We start from the raw sequence: 11,704 nt of genomic DNA on the forward strand, positions 1-11,704 counted from the left end.
CTCCACCCTTCTGGGGTACCCGCGTGCTCACGCCCTCGGATATTTCTCTGGAGGAAGTTTTCGGCTATCTCGATCTCCAGGCGCTGTTCGTTGGCCAGTGGCAGTTCCGCAAACCCCAGGAGCAATCCCGCGAAGACTACGACGCCTTCCTGAAAGAGACCGTCCACCCCATTCTCGAAACCTGGAAGCAGCGGATTCTCTCAGAAAACCTGCTGCATCCTCACATTGTCTACGGCTACTTCCCCTGCCTGGCTGAGGGGAACTCGTTGCACATCTACGATCCGGCTGTGATGAAGAATTCCGATATGGGGACAAACAACCGTTTGCCCCTACCGGAACCGATCGCCACTTTCACCTTCCCCCGGCAAAGATCCCTGCGGCGGCTGTGCATTGCCGACTTCTTCTTGCCGAAGGAACTGGCGAAACCAGGTGAGTTCGACGTATTCCCCATGCAGGCGGTAACGGTAGGCGAGGTAGCCACAGAGTTTGCCCAAAAGCTGTTTAAGGCCGACCAGTACACCGACTACCTCTACTACTACGGCCTGTCGGTGCAGACGGCGGAGGCAGTGGCCGAATGGTGCCATACCCGTATTCGTCACGAGCTGGGCTTTGGGGATTTGGAGCCCGCCACGCTGCGGGAGGTGTTGCAGCAGCGTTACCAGGGGTCGCGCTACAGCTTTGGCTACCCCGCCTGCCCCAACATGGATGACCAGCCGGTGCAGCTGGAGCTGCTGGGGGCCGATCGCATTGGCATGACCATCGACGAGAGTGAGCAGCTGTACCCGGAGCAGTCAACAACGGCGATCGTGGCCTACCACCCAACGGCAAAGTACTTCAGCGCCTAATTAAAGATCTCCATGCGGCTGTCCTACTAATCTCTCATCCTTTTCTGTACTCTCCTACAATGGCAGTATTGGACTAACAGCTACCCTATGTCGCCCCAAACCGCTGCTATGGCTAGTTCACTAGCCCAGCTCTATGAGCAAGACTACGCCCTTTGGCTCGATGTCAGCTGCCGACTGCTAAAAGCAGGGCGGCTATCAGAGCTAGATATTGCTAACCTACTTGAAGAATTAGAAGATATGGGGCGCACCGAAAAACAAGCGTTGACTAGCAACCTGATTGTGGTGCTAATCCATTTGCTCAAGTACGCCTATCAGCCGGGTCAGCGCTCAAACAGCTGGCGCTTTGTGCTCAAAGAGCATCGCCGTCGGCTGCAAGAATCGCTCAGCACCAGTCCTACTCTAAAGGCTTATTTTGAGGAAATCTTTGCTGGCTGCTATCAGGAAGCGCGCGATTTAGCCGCCACCGAAACCGGGGTTGGCATAGAAAATTTTCCGTTAGAAAGCCCCTTTAGTTCAGAGCAGGCGCTAGATCGAGAGTTTTTGCCGAGGTAGCGCTGAGGGAGGTTAGCGATCGCGTCCTCCTGCCCCGGCCAGTGGCGGCAGGCCACCTTCAAACAGTGCCGCTGCCGGGTTAAACTCCGCCTCTAAATTGCTGCCGATTTCATCCTCAACCCTATCCTCATCGCCGGGGAGAATCCGCGCTGATTCTAGCCCGCCGAAGTCGAACAGGGCAGGGTCGGCTAGCTGCGACGGATCTATATTTTGCAGACTGCGAAACAGGGTTTCGGTGCGACCGGGCCATTCTTTTTCCCAGGCTTGCAGCATGGCTTTGATCTGCGCTCTTTGCAAGTTAGCCTGCGACCCACAGAGCGTGCAGGGGATGATCGGAAACTCGCGGTAGCGGGCATAGCGGGCGATGTCGGCCTCGGAGCAGTAGGCCAGGGGCCGAATGACGATGTGGCGGCGATCGTCGGTCAGCAGCTTGGGGGGCATGGCCTTGAGCCTGCCGCCGTGGAACATATTCAGAAACAGGGTTTCGATCATGTCGTCACGATGGTGGCCGAGGGCGATCTTGGTGGCTCCTTCCTCGGCGGCAACCCGGTAAAGAACGCCCCGGCGCAGCCGCGAGCACAGGCTGCACATGGTTTTGCCTTCGGGGATCACCCGTTTGACGGTGCTGTAGGTGTCTTGCTCGGCGATGCGGTAGGGGACACCGATCGCATGAAAGTACTCGGGCAGCACGTGGGCGGGGAAGCCTGGCTGCTTTTGATCCAAATTCACCGCCAGAATGTCGAAGTGAATCGGAGCGTGGCGCTGGAGGTGGCGCAAAATATCGAGCAGCGTGTGCGAGTCTTTGCCGCCTGAGACGCAGACCATGACGCGATCGCCCTCGTTGATCATGCCGTAGTCGGCGATCGCCTGGCCCATGCGCGATCGCAAAAAACCCTGAAGCTTCTTAAAACTGTTGGAGGTAGGCTGCTGAGGGGCGGCCATAGGCATTTCCTTCTGGCTGGCTGGCTGCGGTATGCACCAGAACTATCTTAGTCTCAGATAGTATGAACCGAATGCTGAGACGATTGAAGGCTCGTTCAAAATGCCTCGAAGTCATTCCTTAATTCAGCAACGCCCGAAACTCAACAACAGGTTCGGCAACGAGCCAATTAACTTTGCGAATACTGCCAGCAGAAAAGGGAAGAAGCCGCAGAGCACTATTGCAAAGGAGCCGCCCCAAACGTGGCATTAAATTGCTGGCACCATACGGCTACAGCTTCAAACGCCGTCAGGTCAATCTCTGCCGGCACGGCATATTCCTGGCGGCCATTCGTAGCGGTCAACGGTGCAATGACGACGTAATCCTCCTCATTGATGGGGTAGGCGGGGGGAGTACTTTCGGCAATTAGGTCAGCCGAGCGATGCAACACCACCACCAGATCTGGTCCATTAGAGGTCGCAAAGTTTTCGTCGAAGACCAGGGTTGCCTGACCATCCTGGCTGATTAGCTCAACGTTTCCCGTTGTTTCATGCTCGGCTGAAGCAAACACACCAAGGCGGGTTGTGCCGGAGGCCGTAGCACTAGCGGTTGTTTCTGAATCAGAATCGGTTGTAGGGGCCTCTTCTACGGTCGAGGCGGTTTCAACATTTGCGGCATCTATTTCGGTAGACGTGGTTTGGGAAGGGTTGCAGGCCGCCGCCAGTAGAGTCGCTACCACCATCAAAACGATCAGGGAGAGTCGCGCAATCATTATTCGGAAATCCTCAGTCTTGGAATTGCTGACATATTAAAATCCCAACCTGAACTGGAAGAGATAATTTCCTGAGAAAATCCGAAGAAGGAACGGATTTGAGCATTCTGGGGATCTTAGGGGGCAGGCCATACCAGCGTGGCGGTATTGTCGATCGCCTGCGGATTGCCCTCACAATCCACCGAGTTGAAGTGGGCCAATCGCGTTTGCACATCAGGCGGCAGGTGCGAGAAATCGATCTGGGTGTCGCCTGCCGCAATGCTGGGCCAAAAGTGCTTTAGCTTTGGGGCGATCGCCGCCGCTTCTGCTTCTGCTAGCCCCACGGGCGGGCTGATCAGGAACTTGGTCATAAACCCCTCAGCGCGATCGCTCATCCACTGGTGCGACATGGTTTGCAAATCGTCCCAGGGGGCAACGGCGGTGAGGCGGCGCGATCGCACGTCCATGCGCAGTTCGCCGTCGCCGTGCTCAATCTCTACAACCCGGTAGGGATGGGGGTAGCTGACCAGCGACCCGGTTAACACCTCGCACAGGTCGCCTCGGCGAGCCACATCCTGCACGTGCAAGTGGCCGGTAAACATCAGCCGCACCCTCGCCGTCTCCAGCCGATGAATAATCTCTGAGGCATTGCTCACCATGTAGCGCTGGCCCAGGGGGCTATTCGACTGCCCAGGCAGGTGCTCCAGCACGTTGTGGTGCAGCATCACGAGAATGAGATCGTCCCGATACCGGGCTAGCGTCTCCTCCAGCCAGTCGAGCTGTGCCTCATCCACATAGCCCACCCGAACCTGCTCACCCGAGGCTTCAAAGGCATTTGAGTTGAGCGCTACCAGCCGTACGCCGGGGAGAATTTCGTGCTGGTAGTGCAGGGTTGCGCCGTCGCTATAGCCAAAGTCCTGGTACAGGCGGGGGAAGTCTGAGAGGCCAATGGCGCGATCGCTGGCGTCGCGAGCAATCACATCGTGGTTGCCCGGCACCACGTAGGCTGGAAAGGGCAGCCGCTTGAGGCGATCGATCAGCCACTGGTGGTTAACCCATTCACCGTGCTGGGTGAGGTCGCCCGGCAGTAGCAAAAAATCGAGATCTAGCGATTCTAGGTGGTCAAAAATTTGCTCAATGCCCGGAATGCTGACTTCCACCAGGTGAAACCGGTTGGGGCCATTGTAAATGGTCTCAGGTCGAGCGATGTGAGGGTCGCTGATGATAGCGAAGCGAAAACGCTGTCCCATGGAAGTAAAACGTTGATTTTTATGCATGTCCCTAACAGCCTAGCCGCTAGCTGCCCGATTCGGTAGGGAGAGGGTGTTGGGTGTCGGGTATTGGGTTTACGATTCCGTCGAGCACCTGAAACCTAACACCTAAAACCTGAAACCTAGCACCTAAAACCTGAAACCTAGCACCCCAAATGGCATGATAGAAAGCCGTGGTTCCATCGAGGTCAACCCTGTGGCTGTTGTTCGGGTGCGCCAGCACGTTAATCCCCTGAGCGATAAATATCAGGCTCCGGTGGGTATCCCCGCCTGGGAACAGGTGTTCGCCACCCATCGGCAGCCTCTGCACATCGACATCGGCTGCGGTAAAGGAATGTTTGCGCTGCAAATGGCTCAGCTTGTGCCCGAGTGGAATTTTTTGGGCTTAGAAATTCGTAAACCCGTGGCCGAATCGGCCCAAAAGCGGCAGCAAGAGGCGGGGCTGACAAACCTCCATTTCATGTTCTGCAACGTCAATATCTCTCTGCGTGCCCTGCTCGAAAGCTGGGGCGACCAAACCCCCCTCCAGCAAGTCTCTATTCAGTTTCCCGACCCGTGGTTTAAAAAACGCCATCAAAAGCGGCGCGTGCTGCAACCCGAGCTTGTCAGCACTCTGGCAGAGTTTTTACCAGCCGGGGGGCGCGTGGTGGTGCAGTCTGATGTTGAAGCGGTGGCGGTGGATATGTGCGATCGCCTCACCGAGAACCCCCACTTCCAGCGCCAGGCCGAAAGCTGGCTAACCCAAAGCCCCTTCCCAGCCCAAACCGATCGCGAGCGCGTCACCCTAGAGCAGGGACTACCCGTTTACCGCGCCATCTTTACCCGGTCTTGAAGCCCCACGCCTGGCTCAGGGTGTAAAATGGCCCAGTATCGGTAGTTAATCTCTGGGGCTGTAGCTCAGCAGGATAGAGCGGCCGCCTCCTAAGCGGCAGGTCGTGGGTTCGAATCCCGCCAGCCCCGTTGTTTGTAGCCGTGCTAAGCCTGGCAGGCCCAGGCCTATTCTTTTAGCCGAGGGCGCAGTAGGGCGCTGACCCGCAACACCTCGGCTACCGACCAGGCCTGAGCGAAGGCACCGCGCGGCTCCATCGGCACATCGCCGTCAAAAATTTCGCTGAGGGTGCCCAGGCAGCCGCCGTGCAGGTGGTGAATCAGCGGGTCTAAAAAGCTGTGGGCCAGGTCGGCGTCTTGGTAAACCCGCCAGTGGGCCTGCACAAAGGGACCCATGAGCCAGCTCCACACGGTGCCCTGGTGGTAAGCGCCGTCACGCTGAATTAGGTCGCCGCCGTAGATGCCTTCGTAGCTGGGGTGGTCGGGGTCGAGCGATCGCAGCCCGTGGGATGTCAGCAGCCGCTGGGCCACCACATCGACCACTGCCCGCTGCTGGTCGAGGCTCAGACAGGGTTCTCCTAGAGCTTGATCGGGTAGGGAAACGGCAAAGATTTGGTTGGGGCGCAGGGCTGGGTCTGCGCCGTTGGGGCCGTCGAGCACGTCGTAGCAGTAGCCCAGTTCAGGGTTCCAAAAGCGCTGAAAGCCCTGGTGGGTTTGGGCGGCCATCGTCTGATAGTCTTCCGCAGGCTGGCCCAGCAGGCGGGCAAACTCGGCCATTACCAGCAGGGCGTTGTACCACAGGGCGTTGACTTCGACCGGCTTGCCGATGCGAGGGGTCACTACCCAGTCGCCCGCTTTGGCGTCCATCCAGGTGAGCTGTACGCCGGGCTCTCCTGCCGACAGCAGGCCATCGGTGGGGTCGACCTGAATGCTGTGACGAGTGCCTTTGCCGTGCCAGTCAATCACCTCTCGCAGCTGGGGAAATAGGGCTTTGATCAAGGTGGTATCGGCAGTGGCCTGGTGGTAGGCGCGCAGGGCCTCAAAGTACCAGAGGGTGGCGTCTACGGTGTTGTAGTGGGGGGCTTGGCCACCTTCAGGAAAGGCGTTGGGCAGCATGCCCTGGTCAAGGAAGCGGGCAAAGGTCTGTAAAATCAGCCGGGCCAGAGTCGGGCGTCCGGTGGCGAAGGTGAGCCCCGGTAGGGCGATCATGGTGTCGCGGCCCCAGTCGCCAAACCAGGGGTAGCCCGCGATCACGGTTTTGCCGGTGGTTGGTTGGGGTAACGGGCTACTGTCGGGGCTTTCTGCGGCCGAATCTTGAGGGTGGGCAGGACTGTCACTGGTCTCTGGACTGGGGGGATTTAGGGGGTCGCCGAAGTCGGCTGGGTCGGTGTCTACGCCTAGACCGGCGATCGCCCGGTCGACGATAAACTGATCGGCGGCCAGCACCAGCTGGTTTACCCAGGTGGGTGGCTGGTCGTCGGGCTGAGCCGCTTTGCCCTGGCTGATCAGGTGTTGCTCGTAGGCCAGGCGGCGCAGTAGAGCGCTTTGCCCCGAGCGATCGGCCTCGGCCTCGGTGGTGGCTACCAGGGTAAATGACTGGCCCTGGCCCAGGGTGGGGCTAAAGGTAGCGGCGTGCAGATGGTCGTCGTAGGGGTCAATGCCTCGGTAGGCTTCGACTGCCAGGGCGTAACCGTTGTACCAGGTGTGGGCGGGGATTGCAGGGGCGGTTTCGCTCAGCAGGTAGAAGGGCTGAGCGTGATCTTTGGCTTGAATGCGTAGGCCCTGGGGGCAGTCTGCGATCGCCATTTGCCAGCCCTCGCCCTGGGTGCTGTGGTGGTGGAGGCGATGGTTGACCAGCACCTTGAGGTCGAGGTTCACCGGGGCACTGGCGCGGCTGAGGGTATAGCGAACGTAGGTGGTATTAGCCCCTGGCTCCATCCAAATCCGCTTTTCGAGGCGGGCATCGGCGATCGCGTACACCCAAATCGGAATTGTGCCCTCTAGCCGAAACGACTCCAGGTGCAGGTAGCCGTGAGGGGTGATGGCACCATCGGCCCAGCGATCGCAGTAGAGGGTGTAGGGCTGGCCCAGGTAGGTGGCGGTTTCATTCACCTTCGTAACCAGCAGCGTGCGCTCGACTGGTGGTTTGAGCGCCGCCACCAGCAGCCCGTGGTAGTGGCGGGTAAGCACCCCCGACACCGTGCCGCAGCCATAGCTGCCCAGACCATTGGTAATCAGCCATTCTTGCTGAGTGGCGATCGCCGCGTTGCCGCACAGATGACGACCAAAGGAGATAGTCATACTCTATAAACCTATGTGTTTTCTTGGCCGTGTGTTTTCTCGGCGACGATTTCACTCGCCCGATACTATAGCCAAAAGCTGGCAAAGCGAACCGCTAACCCATTGCGACCGCATCCCTTCTATAAAAGCTTTACAGAGATTTTGTCAAACGGCGTCTATAGAAAGCCAGAAAGCTGCCGCGCCCCCTGCTTATCTATTGCCTAAAACTGCCCTTGCCACGAGATTGCCTGCTCCGCCCGGTTGTCCCCCAGCGATCGCACGGCGGTAATCTCAATCTGGGCGTAGGTGCCGCGAGTCAGGGGGCCGCGATCGATGGGCAGCCGTCCCAGGGCTAGCTCAAAGCGGTTGCCCGCCAGGCTGACCAGTTCGGCTGGCACTACATCGTCGTAAACAGTAACGTAGCGCGGGCGGCGGTTATCTCTAGGGTCGTCGCGGGTGGTTCTGAGCGTGAGGCGAAACTGAGTGGTGAGATACTCTGACTCGCTGGCTAAATCGAGCACGGCGACATTGAGGTTGGCACCGCTGCCCTGCACCGTCCCCAGGGCCAGGCGGGTGACATCGCTAGCCCGCACCGCATTGGTCACGGTAATCACCATCTGATCGCCCTCGCGGCGGGTGGTGTAGTCGGCCCATAGGCTGTCGGGGAAGGTGGCCGCCAGCGACCCGTCGGGCTGAATTTCGGTGCGCACATCGCCACCGGCAAAGGTGCCCAACGGCCTATGGGCCTGCCAATCGAGGCTGACGGTGCCCTCCACGCGCCCGGTGTACTCCTGGTAACTGTCGTTGACGCGAGAGCCGGGGGCCAGCAGGGTATTAGCGCCGCTGCGCTCGGCCCACAGGTTGCGCGAGAGCTGTACCGGCTGGTTGGCCAAGTTTGACAGCCCCACCGCGATCGCCGGGTTGTCGGGCTGCAAGGGCTCTAGCTGGTTAACAATCCACAGCTGGCCGTCGGCACCGGGGGCACCATCACGGCCAAAGGAACCGTTGCTACCGCTGCGGCCATCGCGGCAGGTGTAGCGAGTATTTTGACAACTGTAGTCGGCCTGACCGGGGGTGCCGGTGCAGGTTTGAATCTCCCAATCGCGACGATCGCAGCGGCAGCCCAGGGTACCGTTGCCGCCCCGTCCGCCACGCCCAAAGCGCCCGCCTTGCGCATCTACCGAGATCTGCCGGAGGACCGTGCGATCGCCAAAGTACACTGTCAAATCGCCGCCAGCCCCGCCGCTGCCGCCCTGGCCACCGCTACCGCCATTGCCACCATCAGGCGCGCGCAGGTGGTAGCTCACGTTGCGAGGCTGGCCGCCGCAGCGAGGCCGATAGCCATTTTCGCCCGCCTCGCCGTCTTCGCCATCGCTGCCAGTGAGGGTAAAGCTGGCCGGGTTGCCATCGGCGATCGCGGTTTGGCTGGTTCCTGCCGTGCCGTCGCGCCCCGATCGCCCGCTGCGGCCATTGCTGCCATCGCTGCCGTAGGTGCGGGTTTCTTGCGCCCAGGCCAGCATCGAGCAGCCATTGAGGCTCGGCAGCGGCAGGGTGGTCACCAGTCCTAGGCAAAATGGGGCCAGGGCAACGGCAAGGGCGCGTTTCATAAGGAGGATTCTCAGCGTGCAAAGCATTCTCAGGGTAGCCACGCGCTGGCCTAGACAGAACGACCCATGTGCCAGAAGTCACGACAATTGCCTTTGAATTGCCTTTGAATTGTCTTTAAGCGGCCCAGCGATGCATACCCACTCTGGCTGAGCTGGGCACGCCCCTACAATGGGTCGAGAGTATATGAGAAAACGAGCATGGCTGGTGGTGAATCCAAAGTTTCAATCTATGCCGCATTAGGAGCCAATATCGCCATTGGCATTGCCAAATTTGTCGGTGCGGCCATCAGCGGCAGCTCGGCCATGCTGTCAGAGGGCATCCACTCTGTGGTCGATTCGGTCAACGAGCTGCTGCTGCTCTACGGCCTCAAGCAAAGCGAAGCGCCGCCAAGCGAGCAATTTCCCCTGGGGCGTGGGCAGGAACTGTATTTTTGGTCGCTGATGGTGGCGGTGCTGATCTTTGCCCTGGGGGGTGGCGTGTCGATGTATGAGGGGTGGCACAGCTTTCAACACCCTGAGGTCGGCGGCCATGCCCTGGTTAGCTACATTGTGCTGGCCACCGCTGCCGTGTTCGAGGGCTTGGCCCTAACCGTGTCTATCCGAGAGTTTAACAAAAACTATCCCCGCAAAGCTGAGGTGAGTTTGTGGCAAGCCATTCGCGACAGTAAAGATCCCAGCTCATTTATTGTCATTGTGGAAGATGCCGCTGCGCTGGTCGGCCTTGCTATTGCCTTTGCCGGAATTGTGCTCACCCAAGTGTTTGACAATGCTATTTATGACGGCGCTGCTTCTATTGTGATTGGGCTATTGCTCACCGTAGTCGCCATTTTGTTAGTGATCGAAACGAAGAGCCTACTGATGGGAGAAAGCGCTTCTATCGCGGTGCGCGACAGCATCAAAACCCTCGTCAAGGCTGACCAGGCTGTCTCTGATATGGGGCCACCGATTACCCTGCACCTCGGCCCCAGAGATATCATGCTGGCGATGAATATCGAATTTTGCGATCATCTCTCTGCCGATGAAATCGAAGCGGCGGTGCGCCGGATCGAGCAGAGCATTCGCACCACCCATCAAGATGTGAACCGCATTTTTATTGAAGCAGCCTCGATTGACGGAGCTAACTAAAGTCATAAGCCCCGCAGGGTGGGCACTGCCTGCCATAGAGATTCCAGCCACAGGATCTGCGATCGCGGCTACACCCATTCGACCAATGCGGAGGGGATGGGCGATTAGCGCCCTGACGCATCAGCCAACCCAGGGAACGCATCGAGTAACCCCGGCACAAAACTTGATTACCGAACCGCGTTATTTGATTACGACGGGCGATAGATAAGTAACGCTCGAAGAAAACTTGATTTTCGCATAACGTTACTTATGAATGGAGTGCCATAGTTAAGTAACGTTTAAGCGAAACTTGATTTCGTTATAGCGTTACTTATGAATGGGGCTTGCTAATCAAGTAACGTTCGAGTGAAACTTGATTCCCTCAATTTTTTGGTTTGATGCCCTAGCCTATAACTGGATGACCAACACAGCGGCTCTACCACTTGCTCTCACAAGGCAGTCAGGAAGGATCTGTAGGGTGCATTCGCGCAGCAATGCACCAATTCAACGAGAGCATTATTTCAATTCAGGAAACGGGCAATTTAACCTGAGTGCATCTCTCAGCTTCTATGCCCAATTACCGACGCCTCTACCGACCCGGCGGTAGCTATTTCTTCACCCATGTAACCTATCAACGCCATCCCTGGCTGTGTACCGACTTGGGCAGACAGGCATTCCGCGATGGCATTGTTGCAGTACGACGCAAGCATCCATTTGCGATTGATGCTTTTGTGCTCTTGCCGGATCATTTCCACTGCATTTGGACATTGCCGGAGTAGGATAGCAATTACGCCAATCGGTGGCGGTTGATTAAGCTAATAACGACGAAGGCATGTGGTCAGGCGCTAGCGCTGCCGTTGGAGAAGACCGCATCAGGAGAGCGGCGGCGGGAGGGGAATTTGTGGCAGCGACGCTATTGGGAGCATTGCATTCGAGATGAGCAGGATTTTGTAAATCATTGCGAGTATATTCATTACAACCCGGTGAAGCATGGGTTGGTGAAATGCCCTGCTGATTGGCCCTATTCAAGCATCCACCAATATCTACACGCAGACCCGTAGGGTGCATTCGCGAAGCAATGCACCACAACCCATCAATTGAGAAATCCGTTGTACGCGATCGGTATAATACGGCTTAATCATTAATTGGAAAAACCCCGTTGTACGTGATCGGTGCATTGCGGCCAGTAAAGAAATTGCATGGATGCAAAATGAGGCGTTTGCCGCGAATGCACCCTACGGATGAAGGCAAAGAAGATAAGCCCTGGCCAAAAGAGCCTGTGGGACAACTGGAACGCCCCAATGGATGAGATTGTCAAAACTGCAAAGAAGTTTGTGCTGGCAAATTGTTTCAACCCCGACATTGCTGTCGCGCAATTTACTGATTCAACGTAACTATCGGTGCCAGGTAAGGGATCTCCGAAACACACGTTTTTCCGTGAGGAGGAGAGCCGAAATAATTCTTTGAGATCGGGCTGAAGCACTTATCTGCTACAGTTTACAAGCCTGGATGCGAGAGAAGAAATACCCCCCCCAACACCCCATATC

The 11,704-nt window shown here is 57.7% G+C and carries 10 protein-coding genes, 1 tRNA gene and 1 pseudogene; 7 read left to right on the top strand and 5 right to left on the bottom strand.

Features of this window, described 5'->3' with window-relative positions; all coding sequences use genetic code 11:
* Both IQ273_RS23450 and IQ273_RS23455 read left to right on the top strand, forming a co-directional pair.
* Positions 1 to 845 (top strand): vitamin B12 dependent-methionine synthase activation domain-containing protein (locus IQ273_RS23450; protein WP_278000587.1); only part of this gene is annotated, 845 nt, incomplete at its 5' end.
* A gap of 108 nt (positions 846 to 953) precedes the next feature.
* Positions 954 to 1,397: a DUF29 domain-containing protein gene (locus tag IQ273_RS23455; RefSeq protein ID WP_228053679.1), complete on the top strand. Its 444-nt coding sequence runs from the start codon at positions 954 to 956 to the stop codon at positions 1,395 to 1,397.
* A gap of 12 nt (positions 1,398 to 1,409) precedes the next feature.
* On the opposite strand, the gene ttcA is transcribed toward IQ273_RS23455, so the two are convergent.
* From ttcA to IQ273_RS23470, 3 genes are all read right to left on the bottom strand, one after another.
* Complete coding sequence (ttcA, locus tag IQ273_RS23460) at positions 1,410 to 2,339, bottom strand: tRNA 2-thiocytidine(32) synthetase TtcA (RefSeq protein WP_194025577.1); 930 nt, start codon at positions 2,337 to 2,339, stop codon at positions 1,410 to 1,412.
* 215 nt (positions 2,340 to 2,554) lie between these two features.
* Complete coding sequence (locus IQ273_RS23465) at positions 2,555 to 3,088, bottom strand: DM13 domain-containing protein (RefSeq protein ID WP_194025578.1); 534 nt, start codon at positions 3,086 to 3,088, stop codon at positions 2,555 to 2,557.
* A 116-nt stretch (positions 3,089 to 3,204) separates the two neighbouring features.
* The gene (locus IQ273_RS23470) at positions 3,205 to 4,317 is read right to left on the bottom strand and encodes a metallophosphoesterase (RefSeq protein WP_194025579.1); all 1,113 of its coding nucleotides are present in this window, start codon (positions 4,315 to 4,317) and stop codon (positions 3,205 to 3,207) included.
* Positions 4,318 to 4,534: 217 nt separating this feature from the next.
* Here IQ273_RS23470 and trmB point away from each other — a divergent pair, with 217 nt between their 5' ends.
* A complete protein-coding gene (gene trmB / locus IQ273_RS23475) occupies positions 4,535 to 5,170 on the top strand; it encodes a tRNA (guanosine(46)-N7)-methyltransferase TrmB (protein WP_313898216.1) in 636 nt (211 codons plus the stop codon).
* Between the two features lie 54 nt (positions 5,171 to 5,224).
* Positions 5,225 to 5,298 (top strand) — tRNA-Arg (locus tag IQ273_RS23480).
* A 36-nt stretch (positions 5,299 to 5,334) separates the two neighbouring features.
* Here IQ273_RS23480 and IQ273_RS23485 read toward each other — a convergent pair.
* Entirely contained in the window at positions 5,335 to 7,467 is a 2,133-nt protein-coding gene (locus IQ273_RS23485; RefSeq protein ID WP_194025581.1) for an amylo-alpha-1,6-glucosidase, read from the bottom strand.
* Between the two features lie 200 nt (positions 7,468 to 7,667).
* The gene (locus IQ273_RS23490) at positions 7,668 to 9,053 is read right to left on the bottom strand and encodes a collagen-like protein (RefSeq protein WP_194025582.1); all 1,386 of its coding nucleotides are present in this window, start codon (positions 9,051 to 9,053) and stop codon (positions 7,668 to 7,670) included.
* 198 nt (positions 9,054 to 9,251) lie between these two features.
* On the opposite strand from IQ273_RS23490, the gene IQ273_RS23495 reads away from it, so the two are divergent.
* The 3 genes and pseudogenes from IQ273_RS23495 to IQ273_RS35965 form a co-directional block, all read left to right on the top strand.
* Positions 9,252 to 10,178, top strand: coding sequence for a cation diffusion facilitator family transporter (locus tag IQ273_RS23495; RefSeq protein WP_194025583.1), 927 nt, complete (start codon positions 9,252 to 9,254; stop codon positions 10,176 to 10,178).
* A 548-nt stretch (positions 10,179 to 10,726) separates the two neighbouring features.
* Positions 10,727 to 10,936, top strand: a complete 210-nt coding sequence (locus IQ273_RS35480; RefSeq protein WP_228053681.1) for a hypothetical protein — start codon at positions 10,727 to 10,729, stop codon at positions 10,934 to 10,936.
* Positions 10,937 to 10,948: 12 nt separating this feature from the next.
* Positions 10,949 to 11,218, top strand: a pseudogene (locus tag IQ273_RS35965) (REP-associated tyrosine transposase); the annotation flags it as partial.
* Between the last annotated feature and the right edge of the window lie 486 nt (positions 11,219 to 11,704).

The organism is Nodosilinea sp. LEGE 07298, from assembly GCF_015207265.1.
GTDB lineage: Bacteria > Cyanobacteriota > Cyanobacteriia > Phormidesmidales > Phormidesmidaceae > Nodosilinea.

Coding starts and splice junctions, on each gene's coding strand:
- IQ273_RS23455 (WP_228053679.1), top strand. CDS start 954: ATGGCTAGTTCACTAGCCCAGCTCTATGAGCAAGACTACGCCCTTTGG.
- ttcA (WP_194025577.1), bottom strand. CDS start 2,339: ATGGCCGCCCCTCAGCAGCCTACCTCCAACAGTTTTAAGAAGCTTCAG.
- IQ273_RS23465 (WP_194025578.1), bottom strand. CDS start 3,088: ATGATTGCGCGACTCTCCCTGATCGTTTTGATGGTGGTAGCGACTCTA.
- IQ273_RS23470 (WP_194025579.1), bottom strand. CDS start 4,317: ATGGGACAGCGTTTTCGCTTCGCTATCATCAGCGACCCTCACATCGCT.
- IQ273_RS23485 (WP_194025581.1), bottom strand. CDS start 7,467: ATGACTATCTCCTTTGGTCGTCATCTGTGCGGCAACGCGGCGATCGCC.
- IQ273_RS23490 (WP_194025582.1), bottom strand. CDS start 9,053: ATGAAACGCGCCCTTGCCGTTGCCCTGGCCCCATTTTGCCTAGGACTG.
- IQ273_RS23495 (WP_194025583.1), top strand. CDS start 9,252: ATGGCTGGTGGTGAATCCAAAGTTTCAATCTATGCCGCATTAGGAGCC.
- IQ273_RS35480 (WP_228053681.1), top strand. CDS start 10,727: ATGCCCAATTACCGACGCCTCTACCGACCCGGCGGTAGCTATTTCTTC.